Consider the following 26,743-nt stretch of genomic DNA (forward strand, 5'->3'; position numbering starts at 1 on the left):
CGGTGGATCGGTGTGCGGCGAACCGTACGCCGGTCAACTGTCACCGGGTTTGTCCGATCGCACCATTCGAGGGCGCGTTCTTTGTGCGGACGGACGGTTGGGCCGCGCGATCAGCTCCGCGTGAAGACGATCTTGCCCGCGGTCTCGCCGTCGAGCATCGCGCGCAAGCCCTCCTCGACGCGCTCGAACGGCAGCTCGGCGCCGATCTGGGGGCGCAGCCCCGTCAGGTCGCAGAACGACAGCAGGTCGCCCAGCTCCTCGCGCGTGCCCATGGTCGAGCCGACCACCCGCAACTGCAGGAAGAACAGCCTCGGCAGCTCGGCCGCCGCCGCGTCACCGCTCGTCGCGCCGGAGATGACCAGCGTGCCGCCCGGCTTGAGCGCCTTCATGGAGTGCGACCAGGTGGCCTTGCCGACGGTCTCGAACACCGCGTCCACCCGTTCGGGGAGCCGGGCGCCGGACTCGAACGCCTGGTGCGCGCCCAGGCTCTCGGCCAACGCGCGCTTCTCCTCGCTGCGGCCGGTCACCCACACCCGGAACCCCGCCGCACGGCCCAGCTGCACCAGCGCCGTCGAGACGCCGCCGGACGCGCCCTGCACGAGCATCGTCTGCCCCGGGCGCAGCCCCGAGTTCACGAACAGCATCCGGTACGCGGTCAGCCACGCCGTGCCCATGCACGCCGCCTCGGCGAAGCTCAGCCCCGCGGGCTTCGGCAGCGCGTTGCGCTTGGGGACGACGACGTACTCCGCGAACGTGCCCTGGTGCTTCTCGGTGAGCAGGGTGCGGCGCGGGTCGAGGGTCTCGTCGCCGGACCAGTCCGGGTCGCCGATCACGGAGTGCAGCACGACCTCCCTGCCGTCCTCCAGCACGCCCGCGCCGTCGCAGCCCAGGGTCATCGGGAACTGCTCGGGCTTGATGCCGACGCCGCGCAGCGTCCAGAGGTCGTGCATGTTGAGGCTCGCCGCTTTCACGGCCACCTTCACCCAACCCTCCGGGACCTCGGGTTCCGGTCGTTCGCCCACGCGCACGGCGGCGATCGGGTCTTGGGGGCTCGGCTCGGCTGCGTAGACGGCGAACATGCGGGCAACTTACCGAGTGGTAGTGATCCGTGTGCGGTGAAGCGCGTCACGGGACTACGCTCGCCGGTGTGGTTGACGCGTTCGAGCAGTGGTGGGACGGGGTCGAGCTGTGGTTGGCGCAGCTGGCGTTCCCGTTCCAGTTCGCGCTGCTCATGTGCGTGCTGCTGCCGTTGTCCCTGGGGGTGGCCAGGTTCATCGACCGGGTCGTGGACAACGCCTCGACCAGGTTCAACCCGGTGCCGAAGGTCGACCGGGCAGGTGACGCGGACCGGCCCCGGGAGGTGGACGCGGGCGGGCCTTCGTAGGCTCTGCGACCGTGACTCCCGCCCGGCGGCTCTCCGTCGCACTGCTCGGCCTGATCGCGCTGGTCGTGGTCGGCTACTTCGCCAAGGACCTCACCGGCACGTCGTCGGACCCCGCGCCGCCTTCGGCCTCCGCTTCGGTGCCGGGCGCGGGCTCGGGGCTGCCGGTCGAGCCGCTGTCGGGCCTGCCCGCGCAGGTGAAGGCCACGTGGGAGCTGATCGGGAGGGGCGGGCCGTTCCCGTACCCGCGCAACGACGGCGTGACGTTCCAGAACCGCGAGAAGCTGTTGCCCGCCAAACCCTCCGACTACTACCGGGAGTACACCGTGCCCACGCCGGGCAGTGACGACCGCGGCGCGCGGCGGCTCGTGACCGGGTCGTCCGACGAGGTCTACTACACCGCCGACCACTACGAGTCGTTCGTCGTCGTGGACGTGACCAAATGACCTACCGGCACGTGGTGCGCCGGGGCGCGCGCTCGAAGAAGGACGCCATCGGGGCCATCGCGGACGCCTTGAGCTTCCCCGACTGGTTCGGGCACAACCTGGACGCGCTGTACGACTGCCTGACCGACCTGTCGTGGCTGCCGGAGGGCGAGCACGTGCTGGAGTGGGAGGGCGGGAACGCCGACGTGGAGGCCGTCCTGGCCGACGCGGTCGCCCGAACCGCCGAACTGGGCGACCGCGTCCTGACCGTCGTCTACCCGGACTAGTCCGCCGCGGGGACCCACGACGGCTTGCGCTTGCCGACGAACGCGGCGATCCCCTCCTGGCCCTCGGGACCGCCGAAGTGCCGTGCGGACAGGGCCAGCATGTCGGCGAACACCTCGCCCAGGTCGGTGGACCGCGGTTCCCGGAGCATCCGCTTGGTGGCGGCGAGGGCGTTCGGCGCGCCCAGCGCGAGCATGTCGGTGTAGCGGGTGACCTCGGCGTCGAGGTCGTCGGCGGGCACGGCCGAGTTGATCAGGCCGATGGCGACGGCCCTCGGCGCGGCGAACGTCTCGCCGGTCAGGAACAGCTCGTGCGCGGCGCGCGGCAGCAGGCGGGGCAGCACGGTCACCGAGATGACGGCGGGCACCACGCCGATGCGGACCTCGCTGAACGCGAACGTGGCCGTGTCCACCGCGACCGCGATGTCGCACGCCGCGACCAGGCCGACGCCGCCCGCGCGCGCCGGGCCCGCGAGCCGTGCGACCACGGGCTTCGGGCTGGTCCAGAGCTGTTCGAGGATCGCCGGGAACTCGTTGACCCCTTGCTTGTCGGCGCTCGCGCCGCCCGCTTCCTTCAGGTCCATGCCGGAGCAGAACACCGGTCCGGTGTGGCTCAGCACGACCACGCGCACGGCGTCGTCGGCCGTGGCGGCTTCGAGGTGCCCGGTCAGCTCGGCGCGCAGCTGCGCGGACAAGGCGTTGCGGTTGTGGGGTGAGTCCAGCGTGATCGTCGCGATGCCACGCCGCACCTCGTAGTGGACCAGCTCGTCTGCCATGGGTGGCACTCTACGATCCGGGTTTGTTGACAGTGTGCTGTCAAAATGACAGGATGCTGTCATGACGACGAAGACGGTTCACCTCGCCCTCTACGACACGCTGGCCGACTGGGAGTTCGGGTATGCGACGGCGCAGATCAACACGCCGCAGTTCCAGAAGGTGCCCGGTCGCTACCGGGTGCGGACCGTCGGCGCGACGCTCGACCCTGTGACGTCGATCGGCGGCCTGCGGATCACGCCGGACCTGGCGCTGGCGGACGTCGACCCGGCGGACAGCGCGATGCTGATCCTGCCCGGCGCGGACACCTGGGAGAGCGGCGACAACGCGGTGTTCGGGGCGGCGGCGCGGCGGTGGCTGGACGCGGGCGTGCCGGTGGCGGCGATCTGCGGCGCGACGATCGGCCTGGCCGCCGAGGGCCTGCTGGACTCCCGTGCGCACGGCGGCAACGCGGTCGAGCAGCTGGCGGCCGTGCCGGGGTACGCGGGCGCGTCGTTGTTCAGGTCGGAACGCGCGGTGCGGGCGGACGGCCTGATCACGGCCGGCGCGGCGTCGGCGTTGGAGTTCGCGCGGGAGATCTTCGTGGAGCTGGACCTGTACGAGCCCGCCGTGCTGGAGGCGTGGTACGGCCTGTACCGGACGGGCGACCCGGCGTGGTTCGGCAAGCTCGTCGCCGCGGTGTCGTGAGCGACGTCGAGCCCCGCACGGAGGCGGGGGACGTGCTGACCGAGGTCATCATGCGCACGTTCCGCCTCTACGGCGGTTTCCTGGAGGCGGCGGAGGTGATGACCAAGCCGGTCGGCCTGACCGCCGCGTGGTGGCAGGTCCTCGGCGCCGTCCTGCGCGAGCCGCTGCCGGTGTCGGGCATCGCCCGGGAGATGAGCCTGACCAGGCAGAGCGTGCAGCGCATCGCCGACGTGCTGGTGGCGAGGGGTCTGGCGGAGTACCTGCCCAACCCGGCGCACAAGCGCGCCAAGCTGTTCCGCCCCACGGCGGCGGGCTACGAAGCCGTCTCCGGCCTCGCGCGGGCGCAGCACGCGTTCACCAACCGCGTCTCGGCCCAGGTGGACCTGGACGACCTGCGCACCACGCTCAAGGTGATGGAACGCCTGGTCGAGGCCCTGGAGGGTGATCCGTTCACGTCGGACGGACGGTGAACCCCTCGGCCGTCGGCACTCGCCGCCGTCACCCGATCGGAGCCGTGGTCGGCGGGTGCCGACCACGGCCGTGCGGCGGTCAGCCGATCGTCGTGGTGGTCAGCGCCGGGCTCGGGTCCGGGTACCCGGTCGCCGGGGCGTTGACCGGGAAGATCCCGGCGATCACCACGGCGGTGAACGTCAGCCCGGCGTCGGAGTAGCTGGTGCCGCCGAGCTTGGTGGTGATGGCGCCGGACGCGCCGGCGGTGAGGTTGAGCGTCAGCGTGGGCAGCTCGAAGGCGGCGCCGCCGGCGAGCGGGCCGGCGAGCTTCAGCACCACGTTGCCGCCTTCGAGCGCGGCGGTGGGCGTGCTGTTGAGCCCCGAACCGCCTTGCAGGGTGACGGACCGGTAGGTGGAGTTGGCGGGCACCGGGATCCTCAGCACCAAATTCTTGATCTCCCGCACCCGGTAGCCGGAGGCTTCCGACGGCACGCGGTTGGGCGCCGGGTCGATGACCACGGCGACGGCGCTGTTCGGCGCGGCCGTGGCGGGAGCGGTGGCGTCGATCGTCTGGTCCAGGGTGAACTCGGACGTCTGGCCCACCGCGCTCGCGCGCATCTTGTAGGTGATGGGGTGGGTCGCGGCCTGGGCCGTGGAGGCGAACACCAGCACGGGCAGCAAGGCGAGTGCCGCGATTCGGACAGGTTTCATTGGTCCTCTCCCCGTTGAGGTGGAGGGCTTCCAGAAGCGGCGGAGCGGTACCCTCTGACTACTTGTGAGTAGGTTTCACGTCAACGGTTAACAGTTCACAGCTCTGGCCAGGGCGTTCCGCGCGTTCGACTCGGGGGTTCCGAAAACAGGACACGCCTGACCGGAAGTAGGACGCGCGGGTCAGGCGGAGGCGGCCAGGTGGGTGGTCAGGGCCGAGTGGTAGCGGTGGAGGACCAGTTCGGCCACTTCCGGGTCCGGGCCCAGGGGCGGGGCGATGATCGCGCCCTCGCCGGCGAGGCGGGTGACGCGGTCCGGGAGGAAGCCCGGCGCCAGGAACCACGACGCGACGGCGATGCGCCGGGCGCCGCGGGCGCGCAGGCGGGCGACGGCGGTGGGCACGTCGGGCTGCGCGGCGGAGGCGAAGGCGGCTTCCACGCCCGCCCAGCCGGAGCCGGCGGCCCAGCGGGCGGCGATGGAGGACACCAGGGCGTTCGCGGGCGCGTGGGACGAGCCCGCGCCCGCCAGGACCACGCCGAGCGTGCGGTCGCGGGAGCGGACGCCGACCGAGGCCAGGCGGCGCAGGGCCGCGGACTCCAGGCGCGGGTCGGGACCGAGCACGTCGGAGATCGTCACGTCCAGGCCGGGCAGCCGGGCGTCCGCCACCGCGCTCGGCACGTCGACGCGCGCGTGGAAAGCCTTGCCCAGCAACAACGGCACCACCACGGCCGAGCGGTGGCCGTCCGCGTACGCCCCGCGCAGCACGTCGCCCAGCAGCGGCACGGAGAGGTCCAGGAAGGACCCGCGCACGTCCAGCGACGGCGCCAACGCCCGCACCACGTCCAACAACTCGTGCACCACGGCCGCCGAGCGCGGATCACGGCTGCCGTGCGCCACGGCCACCAGCGCGGTCACAGCGCGCCCGTCAATCCGCGCGCCCGCAGCACCGCCCGCTCCAACGGCCGGAACACCAGCAGCTCGATCCCCACGCCGACCAGCAGGATCAGGAAGATCGCCGCGATCACCATCGAGATGTCGTTCAACGCCGACCCGTTGTGCAGGTACTGCCCCAGCCCCTCACCCAGCTGCGGCGACGTGGCGATGATCTCCGCCGCCATCAGCGACCGCCACGAGAACGCCCACCCCTGCTTCAACCCCGCCAGGTAACCCGGCAGGGCGGCGGGCAGCAGGATGTGCCGCGCCGCCGCGAACCGGCTCGCGCCCAACGCCTGGCCGACGCGCGGCAGCAGCGGCGGGATCTGGTCGACGCCCGACACCAGGCCGTTGGCGATCGACGGCACCGAACCCATCAGCACGACGAAGTAGATGGTCGCGGGCGTCGCGCCGAACCACAGGATGCCCGCCGGCACCCACGCCACCGACGGCAGCGACTGCAGGCCGGTCAGCAACGACCCGATGGCCGCCCGCACCACGCGCACCTTGGCGATCAGCAGCCCCAGCGGCGTGGCGATCACCACGGCGGTGAGGAAGCCGAGCACGGCGCGGCTCACCGACGTCCACAGCACCTCGAACGCCCGGCCGGTCTCGACCGCCTCGACCACCGCCGCCCACACCGTGCGGGGCGCCGGCAGCTGGTACTCCGGCCAGAACGCCAGCGCCCACAACGCCTGCCACACGCCGAGCAGCAGGGCGAACGCGATCAGCGGCGGCACGGCGGTGCGGACGAACCGCTTGCGCCACGACGGGCGCCGCTCCTGCGACGGCGCGTCGAGCGCGTCCAGCCCGGCGCCGACCGCCGAGAGGTCAGTGTCAAGCTGCGGCATGACCGCTGATCACCTCTCGCAGGTGGGCCGTGATGTCCTCGATGACGGCGGGCTCGTCGCAGTCCACCGTGGACCACTCGCGCACCACGCGGCCGGGACGGGAGGACAGCAGCACGACCCGCTGACCCAGCCGCACGGCCTCGCGCACGTCGTGCGTGACGAACAGGATCGCCGTCGACGTCTCCCGCCACACCCGCACCAGCTCCGCCTGGAGCACGTCGCGGGTGATGGCGTCCAGCGCGGCGAACGGCTCGTCCATGAGCAGCAGGCCGGGCGTGCCGTCCTCGGCGCTGCCCAGCGTGGACGCCAGGGCGCGCGCCAGCGCCACGCGCTGCCGCATGCCGCCGGACAGCTCGTGCGGGCGCTTGTGGCCCGCGCCGACCAGCCGCACCAGCGACAGCAGCTCGCTGGCCTTCTCCCGGCGCGCGCCCCGCTTGACGCCCGCCAGCCGCAACGGCAGCTCGACGTTGCGCGCCGCGGTCAGCCACGGCATGAGCGCGGCCTCCTGGAACATCACGGCGGGCCGCGACGTGGTCAGCTCGATGCGGCCCGAGGTGGGCGCGTCCAGCCCGGCGACCAGGTTCAGCAAGGTCGACTTGCCGCAGCCGGACGCGCCGAGCAGGCACACGAACTCGCCCGGGGCGACCGAGAGGTCGACGCCGTCGAGCGCGACGACGCCGGCCGGGCCGTGGCCGAAGACCTTCCGCACCCCGGACAAGGTCACCGCGGCGTCCACGTCGGACACGGCCGCTGGGGTCTCAAGCGTGGCGGTCATGGTGTGCCTGCCTTCCTCGAGTTACTTCTCGTCCAGCCCGGCGGTGTCCACGGTCGGCTTGCCCGCCGCCGAGAGCACCTTGTTCAGCAGCGTGAGATCGGCGAGCCCGGCCACGTTCGCGGCCTCCTTGGCCACGCCCGCGGTCACCGCGTCCTGCGCCAACCGCGGGAAGCTCTTGGCCTGCGGGTCCAGCGTCAGCTCGATGTTGTCGAACGCCCGGTCCAGCACCGGTTCGCCCAGCGCCTTGCCGGTGAGCTGCTTCAACGCGTTGTTGACGACCTGCTTGGCCTCGACCTCGTGGTCGAGCGCGAAGTCGGTGGCCGCGAGGTGGCCGCGCAGCAGCGCCTCGACGGTCTGCGGGTGCTCCTGAAGGAACTTCGCCCGCACGAGGACCACCGTGGTCGGGAACTTGCCGTCCTCCCACAGGTCCTTCTCGTCGAGCAGCACCTTCGCGCCCGCGTCCAGCACCAGCCGCGACGACCACGGCTCCGGCGCCCACGCGCCCTGGACGTCGCCGCGCTTGAACAGGTCGAGCGACTGCGAGTTCTCGACGTTGGTCACCTGCACGTCGAGCTTCTCGTCGGCCAGCCACTTCTTCAGCGCGACGTCCTGCGTGTTGCCCAGCTGCGGGGTGGTGAGGACCTTGCCGTTCAGGTCGGCGGGCGAGGTGATCTCGGGCTTGACCACGAGCTGCGCGCCGCCGGACGTGGCGCCGGCGACCAGCCGGACCGCCTCGCCGCCCGACTTGGCGTAGGCGTTGATGGCCGGGCCGGAGCCGATGAACGACACGTCGAGCGAGCTGCCCAGCAGCGCGTTCACCGCGTCGGGGCCCGCGTTGAACGTCTGGGTGGTGAGCTTGGTGGAGCCGAGCTCCTTGGCGAAGAAGCCCTTGTCCACGCCGATCAGCGCGGCGGCGTGGGTGACGTTGGGGAAGTAGCCGAGGCGGACCTCCGCCGCCGCGCCCTGGTTCTGGGCGGGGGCGGACTCGCCGCGGTCGATCCGGGAGCAGCCGGCGAGTGCCGTCAGCGCGGTCAGCACTGCGAGCGAGGTGGTCAGGAAGCGGCGTTGGGCGCTCACGATCGCGGGACCTTTCAGGGGCCGGGGGACACGAGGGCGTGGCTGTCGGGCTGGGCGGCGTCGCCGCCCTCGGTACAGCTGTCCACGCCGTCCACCTCCGGCAGCGGCGCACCCACGAGACCCGCCGCCAGCGTGCTGCCGTCGGCCGCGTCGATGACCAGGAACGCCCCCGTGCGGCGGTCCTTCGTGTAGTCGTCCACCGGGATCGGCTCGGCGGTGCGCACCGCGACCTGGCCGATCTCGTTGAGGGTCAGGGAGTCCGGCGCGTCGGTGCTGGCGAGCTTCTGCTCGTCGAACCGGGTGCGCAGCTCCGTGACGATCGCCTGCACGGTCCGCGTGCCGTGCTTGACCAGCACGCGCGCGCCCGGCGTCAACGCCTTCTCCGACAGCCAGCACACCGTGGCGTCGAACTCGTCGGTCACCGTCGGCTGGTCGCCCGCGGCGGCGATCAGGTCGCCGCGCGAGATGTCCAGGTCGTGCGCCAGCAGCAGGGTCACCGAGTGGCCCGCGGCGGCCTCCTGCAACGGGCCGTCGGCGGTGTCGATGGCGGTCACCGTCGAACGCAGCCCGGCGGGCAGCACGGCGATCTCGTCGCCGACCCGCACCGTGCCCGCCGCGACCTGGCCCGCGTAACCGCGGTAGTCCGGGTGCTCGGCGGTGCGCGGGCGGATCACGTACTGCACCGGGAAGCGGAACGGCGCGTCGTGCGCGTCCGCGTCGACCGGCACCGACTCCAGGTGCTCCAGCAGCGTCGGGCCGTCGTACCAGGGCGTCCGCGTCGAGCGCTCCACCACGTTGTCGCCCGCCAGCGCCGACACCGGGATCTCCACCACGGCGTCCTCGGCGTACCCGAGGGCGGTGGCGTGCGCGGTGAACTCCTTGGCGATGCGGGAGAACGTGACCTCGTCGAAGTCCACCAGGTCGATCTTGTTCACCGCCAGCACCAGCCGCGGCACGCCCAGCAGCGCCAGCACGGCCGCGTGCCGCCGGGTCTGCTCGATGACGCCCTTGCGCGCGTCGACCAGCAGCACGCCCAGCTGCGCGGTGGACGCGCCGGTCACGGTGTTGCGGGTGTACTGCACGTGGCCGGGGGTGTCGGCCAGCACGAACGAGCGCTTCGGCGTGGCGAAGTAGCGGTAGGCCACGTCGATGGTGATGCCCTGCTCGCGCTCCGAGCGCAGGCCGTCCACCAGCAGCGACAGGTCCGGCGTGGTCAGGCCGCGGTCGGCGCTGGCGCGGTGCACCGCGTCGAGCGTGTCGGCCAGCACCGACTTGGTGTCGTACAGCAACCTGCCGACCAGCGTGGACTTGCCGTCGTCCACGCTGCCCGCCGTCGCCAACCTCAACAGGTCGCTCATCTAGAAGTAGCCCTCCCGCTTGCGGTCTTCCATGGCGGCCTCGGACAGCCGGTCGTCCGCGCGGGTCGCGCCGCGCTCGGTGAGCCTGCTGGCCGCCACCTCGGCGATGACGGCTTCGATGTCGGCGGCGTCGGACTCGACCGCGCCGGTGCACGACCCGTCGCCGACGGTCCGGTAGCGGACGGTCTTCTCGATCTTCTGCTCGCCCTCGCGCGGACCGCCCCAAGGGCCTTCCGCCAGCCACATCCCGTCGCGCAGGTACACCTCGCGCCGGTGCGCGTAGTAGATCGACGGCAGCTCGATGCCCTCGCGGGCGATGTAGTGCCACACGTCCAGCTCGGTCCAGTTGGACAGCGGGAACACCCGGACGTGCTCGCCGGGGCGGTGGCGGCCGTTGTAGAGGTTCCACAGCTCCGGGCGCTGCCGGCGCGGCTCCCACTGGCCGAAGGAGTTGCGCAGGCTGAAGATCCGCTCCTTGGCGCGGGCCCGCTCCTCGTCGCGACGACCGCCGCCGAACACCGCGTCGAACTTGTGGCCGGTGATCGCGTCCAGCAGCGGCACGGTCTGCAACGGGTTGCGCGTGCCGTCGGGGCGCTCGGCCAGCCTGCCGTCGTCGATGTAGTCCTGCACCTTGGCGACTTCCAGCCGCAGCCCGTGCTGAGCCACGACCTGGTCGCGGAACTCGATGACCTCGTCGAAGTTGTGCCCGGTGTCCACGTGCAGCAGCGGGAACGGCACCGGCGCGGGCCAGAACGCCTTGACCGCGAGGTGCAGCAGCAGGGTGGAGTCCTTGCCGCCGGAGAACAGGATCACCGGCCGGTCGAACTCGCCCGCCACCTCGCGGAAGATGTGGATCGCCTCGGACTCCAGGCGGCCCAACGTGTCGAGAGCTGTCGCGGTGGTCATCCGTGCAACCCGCATTCGGTCTTGGACTGGCCCGCCCAGCGACCGCTGCGGGCGTCGGCGCCCGGCAGCGGCTTCGCGGTGCACGGCGCGCAGCCGATGGAGGGGTAACCCGCCTGCACCAGCGGGTTCTCGAGGATCCCGTGCTCGGCGATGTAGGCGTTGAACTGCTCGTCGGTCCACGGCGCGATCGGGTTGACCTTCACCAGCCCGTTGCGCTCGTCCCACGTCACGATCGGCGTGTTCGCCCGGGTCGGCGCGTCGACGCGGCGCACCCCGGTGACCCACGCGTCGTAGTCCTTCAGCGTGCGCCGCAACGGGATGACCTTGCGCAGCTCGCAGCACCGGTTCGGGTCGGTCTTGTTCAGCAGGCCGAACTGCGCCTCCTGCTCGGCCACCGACTGCTCGGCCGCGGCGTTGACGATGTGCACGTCGGGATAGACGAGGTCGACGGCGTCCCGCGTGCCGATGGTCTCGGCGAAGTGGTAGCCGGTCTCCAGGAACAGCACGTCCACGTCCGGCTTGACCTTGGTCGCCAGGTCGATCAGGACGGCGTCCTGCATGTTCGACGCGACGATCCAGCTCTCGCCGAACGTGCGGGCGGTCCACGCGAGCGCCTCTTCGGCACTGGCATCCGCCAGCTCTGCCGAAGCGGCCTCCGCGATCACCTTCAGTTCCTCGACCCTGGTGGGGGCGGTCATCGCTGCACCTCCTGAGGAAGGTTGAGACCAACGAACTTGACGGTGAACACGCGGCGACAGGAGGCGCACAGCCACGAGTAGCTCGGCTCCTCCTGCGGACGGAGGTCCTCGTCGCCGCAGTACGGGCAGTAGAAGGGGGTGGCTCGCTCGCTCATGGCCGCTCCTCCGGGGACGGCGGCTCGACCGCGCTCACTTGAGATCACCCTCGTCGGCGCGGGCGACCCACTGCGGGAACCGCTCGTCCGGCTCGCGCTTGGCCACGAAGTTGCGCACCACGCGCTCGACGTAGTCCGACAGCTCGGCGGCGGTGACCTTGTGGCCGCGCAGCTTGCGGCCGAACCCGGCGTCCAGGCCGAGCCCGCCGCCCAGGTGCACCTGGAAGCCCTCGACCTGGTTGCCGTCGGCGTCGGTGACGATCTGGCCCTTGAGCCCGATGTCCGCGGTCTGGATCCGGGCGCACGAGTTCGGGCAGCCGTTGATGTGCACGGAGATCGGCTCGGTGACGCCCGCGACGACGTCGGCCAGCCGGGACTCCAGCGCGGACACCAGCTCCACCGCGCGCGCCTTGGTCTCGACGATCGCGAGCTTGCAGAACTCGATGCCGGTGCAGGCCATCACGCCCCGCCGCCACGGCGACGGCTCCGTCTGCAGGCCCAGCTTCGCGAGGTCCGCCTGGAGGTTCTTGACCTCGGCCTCGGGGACGTCCAGCACCACGAGCTTCTGCTGCGGCGTCAGCCGGACCCGGCCCGAACCCGCCCGCTCCACCACCTTGGCCACCTCGACCAGCGTGGAACCGGACACCCGGCCCGCGATCGGGGCCGCGCCGACGTAGAACAGGCCGTCCTTCTGCCGGTGCACGCCGATGTGGTCGCGCGGGTTGGCCGGGTTCTGCGGCGCGGGGCCGTCGATCAGCTTGCGCTCGAGGTACTCGTTCTCGAGGACCTCGCGGAACTTGTCCACGCCCCAGTCGGCAACCAGGAACTTGATCCGCGCGCGGTGCCGCAGCCTGCGGTAGCCGTAGTCGCGGAAGACGCTGATCACGCCCTCCCACACGTCCGGCACCTCGTCGACCGGCACCCACGCGCCCAGCCGCTTGCCGATCATGGGGTTGGTCGACAGTCCGCCGCCGACCCACAGGTCGAAGCCGGGGCCGTGCTCGGGGTGGTCCACGCCGACGAACGCCACGTCGTGGATCTCGTGCGCCACGTCCGGCAGGCCCGAGATCGCCGTCTTGAACTTGCGCGGCAGGTTCGAGAAGCGCGGGTCGCCGATGTAGCGGCGCAGGATCTCGTCGATCGCGGGCGTGCCGTCGACCACCTCGTCCGCGGCGATGCCCGCCACCGGCGAGCCGAGCACCACGCGCGGGCTGTCGCCGCAGGCCTCCATCGTGGTCAGGCCCGCGTCCTCCAGCTTCCGCCAGATCGTCGGGACGTCCTCGATGCGGATCCAGTGGTACTGCACGTTCTGCCGGTCGGTGATGTCGGCCGTGTCCCGCGCGTAGGTCTGGGACAGCTCGCCGATCAGCGCCAGCTGCTGCGTGGTGAGCTGGCCGCCGTCGATGCGGACGCGCAGCATGAAGTACTCGTCGTCCAGCTCCTCCGGCTCCAGCGTCGCGGTGCGACCGCCGTCGATGCCGGGCTTGCGCTGGGTGTAGAGCCCGTACCAGCGGAAACGGCCGCGCAGGTCGGCCGGGTCGATCGAGTCGAAGCCACCGTGGGCGTAGATGTTCTCGATCCGCGACCGGACGTTGAGCGGGTTGTCGTCCTTCTTGCTCCGCTCGTTCGGGTTCAGCGGCTCGCGGTAGCCCAGCGCCCACTGCCCCTCACCTCGGCGCTGCTTGGTGCGCTGAGGCGTCGTCGTCGGGGGGACCATCCTCGTCCTCCGGGGATTCGGGGCGCTGGTGCGCGTGCGAGTCCCAGGACAGCCGTGGTGGGGGTCTCGTCAGCGCACCCGGCGCCGACGGGAACAAAAAGGCAGGCGCGGGTTATGCCGAACGACGGCACATCGCGCTGGAGACACGACGGAAGTCGACGTGGCGGCGGACCACCAGGCGGACTCCGGTCGATGTCATGTGCCTCAGCGTGCCACGCGTCCACCTCGTGGTCCACCGCCATCCGCATCGTGGGACGACGGTCGCGGTGCTGGTAAATGGGACAATGGGGTCCATGCCCTCCGCCCTGCCGATCGGTGATCCCGCACCACCCGACGGCTCACTGCCCACCTCCGCGCTCACCGGTCTGGGTGACCGCCCGTTCGGGGTCTACGTCCACGTCCCGTTCTGCGCGACCCGGTGCGGCTACTGCGACTTCAACACCTACACCGCCGGTGAGCTGGGCACTTCCGCGTCACCGGCGTCCTGGCTGGAAGGGCTGCGGCGCGAGCTGGACCTCGCGGCGACCGTGTTGGGTGTCCCGCCGGCGGTGGACACGGTGTTCGTCGGCGGTGGCACACCGTCGCTCCTCGGCGCCGAAGGGCTGGGCCAGGTGCTCGACGCGGTGCGGTCGTCGTTCGGCCTCGCGCCCGGCGCGGAGGTCACCACGGAGTCCAACCCGGAGTCCACGTCGCCCGAGTTCTTTTCCGCCATCCGTGATGCTGGTTACACCCGCGTCTCGCTCGGGATGCAGTCGGCCGCCCGGCACGTGCTGGCCGTGCTCGACCGCGTGCACACGCCGGGGCGCCCGGTGGCCGCCGCCCAGGAGGCCCGCGCGGCGGGGTTCGAGCACGTGAACCTCGACCTCATCTACGGCACGCCGGGCGAGACCGTCGACGACCTCCGGTCGTCGCTCGACGCCGTCCGGAGCGCGGGCGTGGACCACGTGTCGGCCTACGCGCTGATCGTCGAGGAGGGCACCGCGCTGGCCCGCCGGGTGCGTCGCGGCGAGGTGCCGATGCCCGACGACGACGTGCTCGCGGACAAGTACGAGCTGATCGACGGTGCCATGACCGAGCAGGGCCTGACCTGGTACGAGGTGTCGAACTGGGCCGCGTCGGCGGACGCCGCGTGCCGGCACAACCTGCTCTACTGGCAGGGCGCCGACTGGTGGGGCGCGGGCCCCGGCGCGCACAGCCACGTCGGCGGCGTGCGCTGGTGGAACGTCAAGCACCCGGCGAAGTACGCCGAACTGCTGGCCGCCGGCACGTCACCCGCCGCAGGGCGCGAGGTCCTCGCCGACGACGACCGCCGGGTGGAACGCGTGCTGCTCGAGCTGCGCCTGGCCACCGGCCTCCCGCTGGACGTCCTCGATGCCTCGGGCCAAGCCGAAGCCAAGACCGCCGCCGCCGACGGCCTGCTGGACCCCACCGCCCTCGACCGGGGCCGCTGCGTGCTCACCGACCGGGGCCGGCTGCTCGCCGACGCCGTCGTGCGCCGACTCACGTGATCACCTCATCGAGGGTCGGGCTTGTCGTCACGCGCGGAACCGCGCAGCGTCCGCGATTGCGCATTACCGCGCTCTCGAACGAAGGGCGAGGGAGTGCAGAAAAAGATTTGGGGTAGAAGTCAGAAGTGGCATGTCGGCCATGGCCGATTTCTTCGAGTCACCGCGGCCGCCGCCGGCCGCGAGGTGGCAGCACGTCCCGCTCGTTCCGCCCTCTCCGCACGCCTGGCGGCCGGCGCACAGGTGTCGGACCGGCGACATCGCCATTCTGGCACCTCATCCGGTCATGAGGTGAGGTGACGCCACTTCTTGGCGCGGTCAAGCCAATTGGCCTTGGCTACCAGCCACATGGCAAGCAAACCTGCGGCGGCACCGAACAAATGGGCCTGCCAGGAGACGGACCAACGTGCCTGTCCGGCGATGATCGGGTCGCTCGGGAAGATCAGCCAGAGGGTGCTGCCCCAGTAGAGGAGCAGCGCCACGGCGACACCGAGGTGCAGGACCCCGCCGGTGAAGGTCCCACGGGCCAGCAGGAAGACGAACCAGCCCATCGTCACGCCGGACACCCCGGCGGTGTGCACCCCGTCTGGACTGATGAGCCAGACACCGACGCCGCTGATCAGCCAGATGGTCGCGGTGACCGCGATCCACTGGCGCAGACCGCCGGCCATCGCCAGGAAGCCCAGGACCAGAACGAACGGCGCGTCCGCGTGCAGGTGCCACCAGCCGAGGTGCAGGAGCGGCGCCAGCAGGATGCCGTCCAGCCCGGACACGGACCTCGGCACGATGCCGAACATCCGGTCGAGATCGGCCGGGAGGACCGCGTCGATGGCTTCGACCAGATACAGCAGTGCGGTGAACCCGCCGACCACGAACACCGCCCGCCACGGGTTCGGTGGCCAGACGCGCTTATCGGTACTCGTGGGCTTGACGATCGGGCCGGTCACCCCTCGAGCGTACGCGTCACCCAACGACAGGGACACGGAAAATCCCCCATTTCCGCGCGGGACGGAATCCGTTCCGCCGTTACGGGCGACCGAAGGGGTTTCATCGACCGGCTATATTTCGGACATTCTCGGATCATCGACGGTTGCGCAATGTGCAAAGAGACCTGTCGCGCCGGCGGCCTGCCTGGTGGATTGGTTACGCGGTTCGGGGTGGAACCTGCCCGGCCGGCCGCCGCAATGGACTCGCCCGCAAGGGTGAAGTGCGGGCTGATCAGCCGACACCATGCTTCGTCGCGCAGACCCGGCCCCCGAACGGTCCGACACCGACCCTTGGCCCAGGCGCCGGCGCCGGAGATCAAAGGGGCGGATCGCCGGCCAGGGTGTGCCCCCACTTCCTGGGCGGTGACTGCGTCCGACTCCCGGTGCCCGGTCGGTCCCGCAACGGCATCCGGGAGGGCCACTCCCGTGTCGACCACGACAACGCGGACCGAGGAACTCACAGCGGCACTCGAGTACGCAGCGTCGAGGTGGCCGGTCGTGCCTGGCGCCATCCGGTGTGACGGACGCTTCACCGACCCGGTGGGCGAACGACCGGTCACCCGTCCTTGCTCGCGGCGGATCGGGGAAGCGACGACCGACCCAAGGTGACCGACGCCGAGTGGCCGATCGTGCGGTAGCCCAGTGGTCCGTAGAGGCGGTCCACCTTCGCGTCCGGCTCGGTCTCCAGGAACGGCGTGCAGCCCGAGTCGAACACCCGCGCGGTGAGGTCGGCGCAGACCGCGGACGCGATCCCACGCCCCCGGAACGCCGCCGGCACCGCGATCCCGGCCACCTGCGACAGCCCGTGCCGCGGCGCCGTGCACGCGCCCGCGCCCACCGGTTCGCCGTCCAGCCGGGCCAGCACGATCACCCCGTCGTCGCGCAGCAGCGACCGCTGCCGCGCCACGTCCTCCGCGCCGACCACCCCACCGACGCCGAACGCCGTGTTCTGCACCACCGACACCGCGAACAGGTCGTCGTCCGAGGTCACCGCCTCGACCGTCAGCCCGGCGGGCAACGGCGGCGCGACCAGCTCGTCGACCGCCATCACCGGCAACAGCTGGTCGACGGTGAACCCGGCCGCCTCCAGCGCCGCGTCCACCACCGGCGACGGCCGCAGGTACTCCAGCCTCGGCGTGCGCGACCGCGACCGGAACGCCGCCACCAGCGCGTCCACGTCACCCCGCGTCGGCGCCGCGCCCTCGTCGGGCACGGCGTAGTTCATGAACAGGTTGTCGCTGTGCGCGTCGAAGCGGACGAGGAACGGCCCGACGCGCTCGGCGTCGGCCCTGATCGCGTCGCGCAGGGCGGCCTGGATGCGGGTGAGCACACCCGAAGCTACCGACCGCGCCGAAGCCCGGCGAGCGGGTTTTCCGATCCGGGCGCGAACCTCCGTAAACTCAAGGTGAAGGACCTTGTCCGTCCCTGGAGGTGACGCGCGTGAACGCCGATGAGCGCCGGTTCGAAGTCTTGCGCGCGATCGTCGCCGACTACGTGTCCAACCAGGAGCCGGTCGGCTCGAAAGCCCTGGTCGAACGGCACAACCTGGGTGTGTCGAGCGCGACCGTGCGCAACGACATGGCGACGCTGGAAGAGGACGGCTACATCACCCAGCCGCACACCAGCGCCGGCCGCGTGCCGACCGACAAGGGCTACCGCCTGTTCGTGGACCGGCTCAGCGAGGTCAAGCCGCTGTCCACGCCCGAGCGCCGGGCCATCCAGAACTTCCTCGAAGGCGCCTACGACCTGGACGACGTGCTGCGCCGCAGCGTCCGGCTGCTGGCCCAGCTGACCCGCCAGGTCGCCGTCATCCAGTACCCGACGCTGAGCCGCTCCACCGTCCGGCACATCGAGGTGCTCGCCATCACACCGGCGCGCCTGATGCTGGTGCTGATCACCGACACCGGCCGCGTCGACCAGCGCTCGGTCGACCTCGGCGACGTGGTCACCGAGGACAACGTCGCCCGCATCCGGTCCATGCTCAACGGCGCCATGGTCGGCAAGCGCCTGTCCGACGCCTCCGCCGAGGTCGCGAAGCTGCCCGACGAGGTGCCCGGCGACCTGCGCGACATCGTGCTGCGGGTGAGCACGGTGCTCATCGAGTCGCTGGTGGAGCACCCCGAGGAACGCCTGGTCCTGGGTGGCACGGCGAACCTCACCCGCAACGTGGCAGACTTCCCCGGTTCGCTGCGCCAGGTGCTCGAGGCGCTGGAGGAGCAGGTCGTGGTGCTCAAGCTGCTCGCCGCGGCCCGCGACCCGGGCCGCATCCTGGTGCACATCGGCGAGGAGAACGAAGCGGCCGAGATGCGCAGCACCTCGGTCGTGTCCATCGGCTACGGCAGCCGGGACAACCTGCTCGGCGGCATGGGAGTGGTGGGGCCCACCCGCATGGACTACCCCGGCACGATGGCGGCGGTGCGAGCGGTCGCCAACTACGTGGGGGAGATCTTGACCGGACGGTGACGGCGGGGAACACCGCGGTCCCGAAGGACGTTTCGCAAGCGAGCGGACGCGTGTCGCAGCGCGTTCGCAGGAGGAAACACGGTGGCGAGGGACTACTACGGCACGCTCGGGGTCTCCAAGAACGCGACTCCCGACGAGATCAAGCGCGCCTACCGCAAGCTCGCGCGGCAGCTGCACCCCGACGTCAACCCCAACGAGGAAGCGCGCTTCAAGGAGGTGACCGCCGCCTACGAGGTCCTCTCGGACCCGAAGAAGCGGCAGGTCGTCGACCTCGGCGGCGACCCGTTGGAGTCGGGCGGCGGTGGCGGCATGCGCGACCCGTTCGCGGGGTTCGGTCTCGGCGACATCATGGACGCGTTCTTCGGCGCGGGTGGCGGTGGCGGACGTGGTCCGCGCAGCCGGGTGCAGCCCGGCTCGGACGCGCTGATCCGGCTGTCGATGACGCTGGAGGAGTGCGCGGCGGGGGCTTCGCGCGAACTGACCGTCGACACGGCGATCCTGTGCGACCGGTGCGTCGGCAGCGGCTGCGCGGACGGCTCGTCCCCGGTGCGCTGCGACACGTGCGGCGGGCGGGGCGAGGTGCAGTCGGTGCAGCGCTCGTTCCTCGGCCAGGTCGTCACGGCGCGGCCGTGCCCGGTGTGCCGCGGCCTCGGCGAGGTCATCCCCGACCCGTGCCAGCAGTGCGCGGGCGAGGGCCGGGTGCGCTCGCGGCGCACCATCTCGGTGCAGATCCCGGCCGGCGTGGCCGAGGGCATGCGGGTGCGGCTCGCGGGCCAGGGCGAGGTCGGCCCCGGCGGCGGACCGGCCGGCGACCTGTACGTCGAGGTCGAGGAGGTGCCGCACGAGGTCTTCGAGCGCGACGGCGCCAACCTGCACTGCTCCGTGCGCATCCCGATGACGACCGCGGCCCTCGGCGCGGTGCTGCCGTTGCAGACGCTGGACGGCGAGGAGGAGCTGGAGATCGAGCCCGGCACCCAGCCGAACACCGAGCTGGTGCTCACCGGGCGCGGCATGCCCCGGCTGCGGTCCAGCGGCCGCATCGACGGCCGCGGCGACCTGCACGTGCACCTCGAAGTCGTCACGCCGACGAAGCTGGACGCCCGGCAGGCCGAACTGCTGCGCGAGCTCGCCGTGTCGCGCGGTGAGGACGAGCCGACGCTCGCGCACAACGGCAAGGGCGGTGGCGGGCTCTTCTCGCGGCTGCGGTCCGGCCGCAACCACCGGTGACGCTGCCGGTCTTCCTGGTCGCCGCGCTGCCGCCCGGTGACGAGGCCGTCCTGGACGGCCCCGAGGGGCGGCACGCGGCCACCGTGCGCCGGTTGCGCGCGGGGGAGGAGCTGGTGCTCTCCGACGGCACGGGCGACCAGGTGCGGTGCGTGGTGTCGGAGGCGTTCAAGGACTCCCTGCGGCTGCGCGTCGTCGAACGGTGGACCGTGCCGGAGCCGTCCGTGCGGGTCGTGGTGGCGCAGGCGCTGGTGAAGGGCGACCGGGGCGAGCTGGCCGTCGAGCTGGCCACCGAGGCCGGGGTGGACGGCGTCGTGCCGTGGCGTGCCTCGCGCTGCGTGACGAAGTGGGAGGACGGCCCGCGCGGCGCGAAGGCCCTCGAACGCTGGCGCAGCACCGCGCGTGAGGCGGCCAAGCAGGCACGCCGGGCGCGCGTGCCGTCGGTCGCGGAACCCGTTTCCACCGCCGGGCTGGCGCGGTTGGCGTCGGTGTCGGCGGTCACTTTGGTTTTGCACGAATCCGCTTCGGTCGGCATCGGATCGGTTCAGCTGCCCGCGTCGGGTGATGTGCTGCTCGTCGTCGGACCGGAAGGTGGCATCACCGACGAGGAATTGTCCAGGTTGACCGGTGCGGGCGCGCACGTAGTGCGACTGGGACCTACCGTTCTGCGAGCGTCGACGGCGGCGGCGGTCGCTTTGGGTGCGCTGGGTGTGCTGACCGATCGCTGGCGGTAATTGGTGTTGCCCTCTCCTGGCGAACGCCTGACATAGGGGTTACGCTCATGGCAGAGGGGTTCCATTGGGCTAACCAGGGTCACCCCTCGACCAGACTCGCCGGACACCTCCCCCCTCGGTCCGGCGCCGCCGCGTCGCGGTGGGACGACCCCCAGGTCCCACCGCGACGCGGCCTCTTTTTTGCGTCCAAGGGGTTTCGATTGCGCATCGTCTACGGGCCGCACCCGAGCCAGTTCGGCGAGTTTTCCGCGCCGTCCGGTGAATCTTTTCCGGTCATCGTGGTAATCCATGGTGGTTTCTGGCATCAGCGCTACGGATTGGAACTCGGCCGACCTCTGGCCGCTGACCTGGTCATTCACGGCGCGGCCGCGTACAACGTGGAGTACCGGCGGGTAACCGGGGGCGGCGGTTGGCCCGCCACCGGCGAGGACGTGCTCGCCGCGATCGACGCCCTCGACCCGGCGCTCGGCCCGGTGGTCACGCTGGGTCACTCCGCGGGCGGGCACCTGGCGGTGTGGGCCGCCGCCCGCCACCCCCGCGTCGTGGGCGCCGTGGCGCAGGCGGGCGTCCTCGACTTCCTCCAGCACCCGGAGATCACCCGCCGTGCCGCCGAACTGCTGGGCGGCACACCGGCCGAGGTGCCCGCGCTCTACGCCGACGCCTCGCCGGCGGCGCAGCTGCCGATCCCCAAGCCCATGGTGCTGGTCCACGGCGAGGACGACGAGGACGTGCCGTTCGCCCAGAGCGAGGCCTTCGCCCGCGCCTCGGGCGCCGAGCTGATCGCCCTGCCCGCCACCGACCACATGTCCCTGATCACCCCCGGCACCCCGGCCTGGACCGCCTGCCGCACCGCCGCCCTCCGCCTGACCCGGACGTAGAACCCAGGGGCCCCGCGTGTTCCGACCCCGAGTTGAACGCCCAGGGCGCGTGACCGGCCCGGGTCGGTAGCCTGCGGAGCCATGTCCGACTGCCTGTTCTGCCGCATCGTCGCCCGCGAGATCCCGGCGACCGTGGTGCACGAGACCGACACCACGCTGGCGTTCCGCGACATCGCACCCCAAGCCCCGACGCACGTCGTGCTGGTGCCGAAGACGCACGCCGCGGACGCCGTGGCCCTGGCCGCCGCCGCGCCCACCGTGCTGGACGACCTGTTCCTGGCCGCCGGCGAGGTGGCGAAGGCCGAGGGCGTCGCCGACAGCGGCTACCGGCTGCTGTTCAACACCGGCGCGGACGCGGGCCAGACCGTCTTCCACGCCCACCTGCACGTCCTCGGCGGACGGCGGCTCGGCCCGCTCGCCTGAGCCCGAGGGCTCTAACCCAGGGCCTGCATCACCGGCGCGTACAGGCGCGCGCGGTCACCGCTGAACGCACCGCGCACCATCAGGTCCGCGGTGAACCGCGGCATTACCCCGTGTGCCTCCAGCCACGCGCCCAACGCGCGATCCCGCACGTCCACCCGCACCGTCGCGCCCACCGCCACGTCCGCGACCAACTCCGCCGCACGCACCGCCGACGGCGCCACGACCGGACCCACCATCGTCAACGGCCCGTTGCGCCACGTCGCCACGAACCCGTCCTCGGCCACCCTGACCTGCGACGCGAACCCGAACAGCGCGTGCCACATCGCCGACCGGTCGGCGCCGAACACCTCGGCGTCGACCGCCGCCAGCTTCGCCCGGTCCGCCTCCTCGGCCGGCCGCGACGTGCCCGAGGCCGCGCCGCCGAACGCGCCCACGTGCGCGGTCACCAAGCCCACCGACCGGAACCCCAGCTTCTCGTACAGCGGCTTGCCGTACGAAGTCGCGTGCAACGACACCACCGGCGTGCCCGCGAACTCCAGCGCGTGCTCCACCACCCTCCGCCCGAGCCCGTGACCGCCGTGGCTCGACGCCACCAGCACCATGCTGACCGCCGCGTGCTCGTCGCCGAACCGGGTGACGATGGCGGTGCCGACCAGCTCATCACCGTCGAACAGCCCGAACCCGGTGCCGACCCGCAGCAGGAACGCCCACTTCTCCGGCTCCTCCGACCACCCCCGGTCCGACGCGAGGCGGACGCAGGCGGGCAGGTCGTAAGGGGTGAGCACGCGCAACTCCGTCACATCACCGAGTACACCCGCCGTGTCCAACCCGTTTCTTACTCCGGTGCGGAGTGTCGGTGGTGGCGGCTAGCATCGGAAGCGGTAGGTCGAGTTCATTCGAGCACGGCGCGAACGCGCAGGAAGAGGGCCCGAGGCCACGTGGCCGGTACCGACGACAACACGCCGCAGGCAGCCCCGACCGCGGCCGACGCCCAATCCAAGTTCGCCGTGCCCGACGGCGCGGTGCTCGCCCTGCTCGGGTCGCGTGACGAGAACCTCCGGCTCGCCGAGGAACTGCTGGTCGCCGACGTGCACGTGCGCGGCAACGAGATCACGCTCTCCGGCCAGCCCGCGGACGTGGCGTTCGCCGAACGCGTGTTCGCCGAGCTGGTCACGCTCGCCAGCCGCGGTCAGCAGGTCGGCCAGGACACGGTCCGCCGCACGGTCGCGATGCTGTCCGCCGGCACCGCCGAGTCACCGGCGGAGGTGCTGAGCCTCGACATCATCTCCCGGCGTGGCCGCACCATCCGGCCCAAGACGCTGAACCAGAAGCACTACGTGGACGCGATCGACCAGAACACCGTGGTGTTCGGCATCGGTCCCGCCGGCACGGGCAAGACCTACCTGGCCATGGCCAAGGCCGTGCAGGCGCTGCAGGCCAAGCAGGTCAACCGGATCATCCTGACCCGCCCGGCGGTCGAGGCGGGCGAGCGGCTGGGCTACCTGCCCGGCACGCTGTACGAGAAGATCGACCCGTACCTGCGCCCCCTGTACGACGCGCTGCACGACATGGTCGACCCGGAGTCGATCCCCCGCCTGACCCAGGCGGGCACGATCGAGGTCGCCCCACTGGCCTACATGCGCGGCCGGGCGCAGCCGGTGTTCACCAACGTGCTGACCCCGGACGGCTTCCGGCCCATCGGCAGCCTCCAGGTCGGCGATCTCGTCATCGGCTCGAACGGCGAGCCGACCCCGGTTCTCGGCGTCTACCCGCAAGGGGTGAAGGACGTCTACCGGGTGACGGCCCAGGACGGCGCGTCGACGCTGGCCTGCGGTGATCACCTCTGGACGGTGCGGACCAGGTCCGACCGCCGCCGCAACAAGCCGTGGCGGGTGCTGCAGACCAAGGAGATGATCGGCAACCTCCGCGCCGCGCACGCCCGCCGGTACGAGTTGCCGGTGCTCAGCGCGCCGACCTGCCATCCGGCGCGCGAGGTCCCGATGGACCCGTACGCCCTGGGTCTCCTGCTCGGCGACGGGTGCCTGACCGGGTCCACCACGCCGTCTTTCGCGACCAACGACCCCGAACTGGCCGTCGCGCTCCAGTCCGCCCTGCCCGGGGTGGCGGTGAACCTGAAGGACCGGGTGAACTACACCCTCAACCGGGTGAAGTCGCCGGGCGACGTCGTGACGCTGGAGAACCCCGTCACCGGGGCGCTCCGAGCGCTGGACCTGCTCGGCACCCGTTCGCACACGAAGTTCATCCCCGAGGTCTACCTCGCCAACACGGCTGAGGTCAGGGTCGCGCTGCTCCAAGGCCTCCTGGATTCCGACGGCGGACCCGTGACCCAGGCGGGGCGCAGCTGCCGCATCCAGTACACGACCACGTCGGCCGCGCTCAGGGACGACGTGATCGGCCTGGTCCGGTCACTCGGTGGTGTCGCATACACCAGGACCCGCGTGGCCGAGGGGCGCAGGCCCGGCTTCGCCGGTGGGCGCGAGGTGGCTTACCGGCACGACGCGCACGTCGTCGACATCCGCCTGCCGGAAGGCGTCGAGCCCTTCAGGCTCGCTCGCAAGCGCGAGAAGTACCTCGCGTCCGGTGGCGGTGGGCGGCCCATGCGGTTCATCGACAGCATCGAGCCCGCGGGCCGCACCGAGGCGGTGTGCATCCAGGTGGCCGCAGCGGACTCGCTGTACGTCACCGAGGACTACCTGCTGACCCACAACACGCTGAACGACGCGTTCATCATCTTGGACGAGGCGCAGAACACGACGCCCGAGCAGATGAAGATGTTCCTCACCCGATTGGGTTTCGGTTCGAAGATCGTGGTGACCGGTGACATCACGCAGATCGACCTGCCCGGCGGGCAGCGCAGCGGCCTGAAGGTCGTCAAGGACATCCTCGAAGGCGTGGACGACGTCCACTTCTCCGTCCTGACCAGCAACGACGTGGTCCGCCACCGGCTGGTCGCGGACATCGTGGACGCCTACGAGAAGTGGCAGGTCGAGCAGGACGAGGGCGACGCGGCCAACGGGCACCAGCACCACGCCGGACCCGGTGCGCGGTCGCGCGGGCAACGCCGGGGACGATAGGCGCCGTGAGCATCGAGATCGCGAACGAGTCGGGCGTGAGCGTGGACGAGCCGTCCATCGTCGCCGCCGCCCGGTTCGCCCTGGACCGAATGGGCGTCAGCCCGTTGGCCGAGCTGTCCGTCCTGCTGGTCGAGCTGGACGTGATGGCGGACCTGCACCAGCGCTGGATGGACCTGCCCGGCCCGACGGACGTGATGGCGTTCCCGATGGACGAGCTGGACTCCGCCCGCCGACCGGACGCGGCGGGCCTCGGCCCGGCCCTGCTCGGCGACATCGTGCTGTGCCCGGACTTCGCCAAGGACCAGGCCAAGAAGGCGGGCCACAGCCTGCTGGACGAGCTGCACCTGCTGACCGTGCACGGTGTGCTGCACCTGCTCGGCTACGACCACGCGGAACCGGCCGAGGAGCGGGAGATGTTCACGTTGCAGAACCGCATCCTGGGCGACTTCCGCACGGCCGCGGCCGAGGCCGAGCGCAAGTCGGCGCAGCGCGAGGCCGACTCGAAGCTCCTCGGGGCGGTCGGCCTGGAGGACGCGGACCGGCCCGAGCCGACAGCCTGAGGCGGCCGAGGTGATAGGCAGTTCCGCCGGCTTGCTGGTGCTGGCCGTGGTGTTGGTGTTGTCGGCGGGCGCGTTCGCGGGCGTCGACGCGGCGCTGGGCACGGTGTCGCGGGCACGCGTCGAGGCGTTGCAGCGGCAGGGCCGGGCGGGCACGAGGCACTTGATCCAGCTGCTGGCCGACCGGCCGCGGCACGTGAACCTGCTGCTGTTGCTGCGCCTGGGCTGCGAGCTGGCGGCGACGGTGCTGGTGACCGTGGTGTGCCTCGGGCTCATCGCCACCGACTGGGTGGCCATGCTGGTCGCCGGGCTGAGCATGCTCGTGGTGTCGTACGTGCTGGTCGGCGTGGGTCCGCGGACGCTCGGCAGGCAGCACCCGTACGCGGTGAGCCTGCTCGCGGCGGGCCCGATCCGGGTGCTCGGCCGCGTGCTGGGGCCGTTGAGCAAGCTGCTGATCCTGGTCGGCAACGCGATCACGCCGGGCAAGGGCTTCCGCGAAGGCCCGTTCTCCTCCGAGGTCGAGCTGCGCGAGCTGGTGGACATGGCGCAGGAGCGCGGCGTCGTGGACGAGGGCGAGCGGGAGATGATCCACTCGGTCTTCGAGCTGGGTGACACGATCGCGCGCGAGGTGATGGTGCCGCGCACCGAGATCGTGTGGATCGAGCAGGCCAAGTCGATCCGCCAGGCGCTGGCCCTGTCGCTGCGCACCGGGTACACGCGGGTGCCGGTGATCGGGGAGAGCGTGGACGACATCGTCGGTGTGGTGAACCTCAAGGACCTGGTGCGGCTGACGCTGGCCGAGGAGCCCAACGGCACGTCGGTGGCGGACGTGATGAAGCCGGCGTCGTTCATCCCGGACTCGAAGCCGATCGCGGACCTGCTGCGGGAGATGCAGCTGTCGCGCAACCACCTGGCGGTCGTGGTGGACGAGTACGGCGGCACGGCCGGCCTGCTCACCATCGAGGACATCCTGGAGGAGATCGTCGGCGAGATCACCGACGAGTCCGACACCGACGACCGGCCGCCGGTGGAGCACCTGACCGACGGTTCGGTGCGGGTCAGCGCGCGGTTGCCGGTGGACGACCTGGACGCGTTGTTCGGCACGGAGTTGGACGACCACGAGGTGGAGACGGTCGGCGGCCTGCTGGCGCAGCGCCTGGGCCGCGTGCCGCTGCCGGGCACGGAAGCGGAGATCGCGGGCCTGCGGATGCGGGCCGAGGGCGGCAAGGACGAACGCGGGCGGATGCGCATCACGACGGTGCTCGTGCGCCCGGTGCACAACGGCGACGACAGCGAGGGGACCACCGGTGAGTGAGCTCGACCCCGAGGACCAGAAGATCGTGACGCTGGCGCGCTCGGCGCGGGCCCGCACGGGTGCGGCGGAGGGCGCGGCGGTGCGTGACACGGACGGCCGGACCTACGCGGCCACCACGGTCGCGTTGCCGTCGCTCAAGCTCACCGCCCTCCAGGCGGCGGTCGCGGCGGCGGTGTCGAGCGGCGCCGAGGGCTTGGAAGCGGCAGCCGTCGTCACCGCCTCGGAGTCCGTGGACGCGGACTCCGTCTCGGCCGTGCGCGACCTGACCGCCGGCGCGCCGGTGCTGCGCGCCGACGCGTCCGGCGCCGTGCAGGAGACCGTGTAGGGGCGCCCGCACCACGGTCCGCCCTCGTTGGCCAGCCGGGCCCGGTGGCGGGCCAGAGC

At 71.7% G+C, this 26,743-nt stretch carries 29 protein-coding genes and 3 pseudogenes; 17 read left to right on the plus strand and 15 right to left on the minus strand.

The window, feature by feature from the left end:
• Positions 1–110: 110 nt before the first annotated feature.
• Entirely contained in the window at positions 111–1,079 is a 969-nt protein-coding gene (locus ABTZ99_RS12670) for a zinc-binding dehydrogenase (RefSeq protein ID WP_499610982.1), read from the minus strand.
• A gap of 68 nt (positions 1,080–1,147) precedes the next feature.
• Here ABTZ99_RS12670 and ABTZ99_RS12675 point away from each other — a divergent pair, with 68 nt between their 5' ends.
• The 3 genes from ABTZ99_RS12675 to ABTZ99_RS12685 are packed head-to-tail and all read left to right on the plus strand — an operon-like array spanning position 1,148 to position 2,093.
• Positions 1,148–1,384 carry a hypothetical protein gene (locus ABTZ99_RS12675; RefSeq protein ID WP_498778401.1) on the plus strand — a complete coding sequence of 79 codons (237 nt, stop codon included), beginning with the start codon at positions 1,148–1,150 and terminating at the stop codon, positions 1,382–1,384.
• Positions 1,385–1,395: 11 nt separating this feature from the next.
• The gene (locus ABTZ99_RS12680; RefSeq protein ID WP_499610985.1) at positions 1,396–1,827 is read left to right on the plus strand and encodes a guanyl-specific ribonuclease; all 432 of its coding nucleotides are present in this window, start codon (positions 1,396–1,398) and stop codon (positions 1,825–1,827) included.
• Positions 1,824–2,093 carry a barstar family protein gene (locus ABTZ99_RS12685; protein ID WP_498778403.1) on the plus strand — a complete coding sequence of 90 codons (270 nt, stop codon included), beginning with the start codon at positions 1,824–1,826 and terminating at the stop codon, positions 2,091–2,093. Before ABTZ99_RS12680 ends, ABTZ99_RS12685 begins: the two co-directional genes overlap by 4 nt.
• Here the strand turns inward: ABTZ99_RS12685 and ABTZ99_RS12690 are convergent.
• Positions 2,090–2,866 carry an enoyl-CoA hydratase-related protein gene (locus ABTZ99_RS12690; protein ID WP_499610989.1) on the minus strand — a complete coding sequence of 259 codons (777 nt, stop codon included), beginning with the start codon at positions 2,864–2,866 and terminating at the stop codon, positions 2,090–2,092. The two genes, ABTZ99_RS12685 and ABTZ99_RS12690, sit on opposite strands and share 4 nt — an antisense overlap.
• Positions 2,867–2,927: 61 nt before the next feature.
• On the opposite strand from ABTZ99_RS12690, the gene ABTZ99_RS12695 reads away from it, so the two are divergent.
• Positions 2,928–3,551 (plus strand): DJ-1/PfpI family protein, encoded by a 624-nt coding sequence (locus ABTZ99_RS12695; protein ID WP_498778405.1) that lies wholly within the window; start codon positions 2,928–2,930, stop codon positions 3,549–3,551.
• The gene (locus ABTZ99_RS12700; protein WP_498778406.1) at positions 3,548–4,021 is read left to right on the plus strand and encodes a MarR family winged helix-turn-helix transcriptional regulator; all 474 of its coding nucleotides are present in this window, start codon (positions 3,548–3,550) and stop codon (positions 4,019–4,021) included. The genes ABTZ99_RS12695 and ABTZ99_RS12700 overlap by 4 nt, the downstream gene beginning before the upstream one ends.
• A gap of 79 nt (positions 4,022–4,100) precedes the next feature.
• On the opposite strand, the gene ABTZ99_RS12705 is transcribed toward ABTZ99_RS12700, so the two are convergent.
• The 10 genes from ABTZ99_RS12705 to ABTZ99_RS12750 form a co-directional block, all read right to left on the minus strand.
• Positions 4,101–4,712, minus strand: a complete 612-nt coding sequence (locus ABTZ99_RS12705; protein WP_499610993.1) for a cyclase — start codon at positions 4,710–4,712, stop codon at positions 4,101–4,103.
• A 180-nt stretch (positions 4,713–4,892) separates the two neighbouring features.
• Entirely contained in the window at positions 4,893–5,624 is a 732-nt protein-coding gene (locus ABTZ99_RS12710) for a sirohydrochlorin chelatase (RefSeq protein ID WP_498778408.1), read from the minus strand.
• Positions 5,621–6,493, minus strand: a complete 873-nt coding sequence (locus ABTZ99_RS12715) for an ABC transporter permease (RefSeq protein ID WP_499610996.1) — start codon at positions 6,491–6,493, stop codon at positions 5,621–5,623. The genes ABTZ99_RS12710 and ABTZ99_RS12715 overlap by 4 nt, the downstream gene beginning before the upstream one ends.
• Positions 6,480–7,268, minus strand: a complete 789-nt coding sequence (locus ABTZ99_RS12720; RefSeq protein WP_498778410.1) for an ABC transporter ATP-binding protein — start codon at positions 7,266–7,268, stop codon at positions 6,480–6,482. The genes ABTZ99_RS12715 and ABTZ99_RS12720 overlap by 14 nt, the downstream gene beginning before the upstream one ends.
• A gap of 21 nt (positions 7,269–7,289) precedes the next feature.
• On the minus strand, positions 7,290–8,345 hold the full coding sequence (locus ABTZ99_RS12725) for an ABC transporter substrate-binding protein (protein WP_499610999.1): 1,056 nt from the start codon (positions 8,343–8,345) through the stop codon (positions 7,290–7,292).
• 14 nt (positions 8,346–8,359) lie between these two features.
• On the minus strand, positions 8,360–9,703 hold the full coding sequence (locus ABTZ99_RS12730) for a sulfate adenylyltransferase subunit 1 (RefSeq protein WP_498778412.1): 1,344 nt from the start codon (positions 9,701–9,703) through the stop codon (positions 8,360–8,362).
• Positions 9,704–10,609 carry a sulfate adenylyltransferase subunit CysD gene (cysD, locus tag ABTZ99_RS12735; protein WP_498778413.1) on the minus strand — a complete coding sequence of 302 codons (906 nt, stop codon included), beginning with the start codon at positions 10,607–10,609 and terminating at the stop codon, positions 9,704–9,706. It abuts the gene before it with no gap.
• Positions 10,606–11,307 carry a phosphoadenylyl-sulfate reductase gene (locus ABTZ99_RS12740; protein ID WP_498778414.1) on the minus strand — a complete coding sequence of 234 codons (702 nt, stop codon included), beginning with the start codon at positions 11,305–11,307 and terminating at the stop codon, positions 10,606–10,608. Before ABTZ99_RS12740 ends, cysD begins: the two co-directional genes overlap by 4 nt.
• On the minus strand, positions 11,304–11,462 hold the full coding sequence (locus tag ABTZ99_RS12745) for a hypothetical protein (protein WP_015098919.1): 159 nt from the start codon (positions 11,460–11,462) through the stop codon (positions 11,304–11,306). Before ABTZ99_RS12745 ends, ABTZ99_RS12740 begins: the two co-directional genes overlap by 4 nt.
• 34 nt (positions 11,463–11,496) lie before the next feature.
• A complete protein-coding gene (locus tag ABTZ99_RS12750; RefSeq protein WP_499611004.1) occupies positions 11,497–13,179 on the minus strand; it encodes a nitrite/sulfite reductase in 1,683 nt (560 codons plus the stop codon).
• Between the two features lie 293 nt (positions 13,180–13,472).
• Between ABTZ99_RS12750 and hemW the strand changes: the two genes are divergently transcribed.
• Positions 13,473–14,687 (plus strand): radical SAM family heme chaperone HemW, encoded by a 1,215-nt coding sequence (hemW, locus tag ABTZ99_RS12755; RefSeq protein ID WP_499611007.1) that lies wholly within the window; start codon positions 13,473–13,475, stop codon positions 14,685–14,687.
• A gap of 281 nt (positions 14,688–14,968) precedes the next feature.
• On the opposite strand, the gene ABTZ99_RS12760 is transcribed toward hemW, so the two are convergent.
• The gene (locus ABTZ99_RS12760) at positions 14,969–15,631 is read right to left on the minus strand and encodes a rhomboid family intramembrane serine protease (RefSeq protein ID WP_498778417.1); all 663 of its coding nucleotides are present in this window, start codon (positions 15,629–15,631) and stop codon (positions 14,969–14,971) included.
• Between the two features lie 595 nt (positions 15,632–16,226).
• Positions 16,227–17,000 carry a GNAT family N-acetyltransferase gene (locus ABTZ99_RS12765; protein WP_499611010.1) on the minus strand — a complete coding sequence of 258 codons (774 nt, stop codon included), beginning with the start codon at positions 16,998–17,000 and terminating at the stop codon, positions 16,227–16,229.
• 110 nt (positions 17,001–17,110) lie between these two features.
• Between ABTZ99_RS12765 and hrcA the strand changes: the two genes are divergently transcribed.
• The 5 genes from hrcA (at position 17,111) to ABTZ99_RS12790 (ending at position 21,392) form a co-directional block, all read left to right on the plus strand.
• Complete coding sequence (gene hrcA, locus ABTZ99_RS12770) at positions 17,111–18,133, plus strand: heat-inducible transcriptional repressor HrcA (RefSeq protein WP_498778419.1); 1,023 nt, start codon at positions 17,111–17,113, stop codon at positions 18,131–18,133.
• A gap of 81 nt (positions 18,134–18,214) precedes the next feature.
• Positions 18,215–19,360: a molecular chaperone DnaJ gene (gene dnaJ / locus ABTZ99_RS12775; RefSeq protein WP_230572916.1), complete on the plus strand. Its 1,146-nt coding sequence runs from the start codon at positions 18,215–18,217 to the stop codon at positions 19,358–19,360.
• Positions 19,357–20,091, plus strand: a complete 735-nt coding sequence (locus tag ABTZ99_RS12780; protein ID WP_499611015.1) for a 16S rRNA (uracil(1498)-N(3))-methyltransferase — start codon at positions 19,357–19,359, stop codon at positions 20,089–20,091. Before dnaJ ends, ABTZ99_RS12780 begins: the two co-directional genes overlap by 4 nt.
• A gap of 317 nt (positions 20,092–20,408) precedes the next feature.
• A complete protein-coding gene (locus ABTZ99_RS12785) occupies positions 20,409–20,969 on the plus strand; it encodes an alpha/beta hydrolase family protein (RefSeq protein WP_499611018.1) in 561 nt (186 codons plus the stop codon).
• A gap of 81 nt (positions 20,970–21,050) precedes the next feature.
• Entirely contained in the window at positions 21,051–21,392 is a 342-nt protein-coding gene (locus tag ABTZ99_RS12790) for a histidine triad nucleotide-binding protein (RefSeq protein WP_498778422.1), read from the plus strand.
• A gap of 11 nt (positions 21,393–21,403) precedes the next feature.
• On the opposite strand, the gene ABTZ99_RS12795 is transcribed toward ABTZ99_RS12790, so the two are convergent.
• A complete protein-coding gene (locus ABTZ99_RS12795) occupies positions 21,404–22,192 on the minus strand; it encodes a GNAT family N-acetyltransferase (protein WP_499611022.1) in 789 nt (262 codons plus the stop codon).
• A 138-nt stretch (positions 22,193–22,330) separates the two neighbouring features.
• On the opposite strand from ABTZ99_RS12795, the pseudogene ABTZ99_RS12800 reads away from it, so the two are divergent.
• The 6 genes and pseudogenes from ABTZ99_RS12800 to ABTZ99_RS12825 all read left to right on the plus strand — a co-directional run.
• Positions 22,331–23,041, plus strand: a pseudogene (locus tag ABTZ99_RS12800) (PhoH family protein); the annotation flags it as partial.
• A gap of 351 nt (positions 23,042–23,392) precedes the next feature.
• Positions 23,393–23,812 (plus strand): annotated as a pseudogene (locus ABTZ99_RS12805) (PhoH family protein); the annotation flags it as partial.
• Between the two features lie 309 nt (positions 23,813–24,121).
• Positions 24,122–24,487 (plus strand): annotated as a pseudogene (locus tag ABTZ99_RS12810) (PhoH family protein); the annotation flags it as partial.
• Between the two features lie 5 nt (positions 24,488–24,492).
• Complete coding sequence (ybeY, locus tag ABTZ99_RS12815) at positions 24,493–25,047, plus strand: rRNA maturation RNase YbeY (protein ID WP_233820390.1); 555 nt, start codon at positions 24,493–24,495, stop codon at positions 25,045–25,047.
• Between the two features lie 13 nt (positions 25,048–25,060).
• Positions 25,061–26,359, plus strand: a complete 1,299-nt coding sequence (locus tag ABTZ99_RS12820; protein ID WP_498778434.1) for a hemolysin family protein — start codon at positions 25,061–25,063, stop codon at positions 26,357–26,359.
• Positions 26,352–26,684: a cytidine deaminase-like protein gene (locus ABTZ99_RS12825; RefSeq protein ID WP_498778426.1), complete on the plus strand. Its 333-nt coding sequence runs from the start codon at positions 26,352–26,354 to the stop codon at positions 26,682–26,684. Before ABTZ99_RS12820 ends, ABTZ99_RS12825 begins: the two co-directional genes overlap by 8 nt.
• The last annotated feature ends 59 nt before the right edge of the window (positions 26,685–26,743 follow it).

The organism is Actinosynnema sp. NPDC002837, assembly GCF_040295345.1.
GTDB lineage: Bacteria > Actinomycetota > Actinomycetes > Mycobacteriales > Pseudonocardiaceae > Actinosynnema.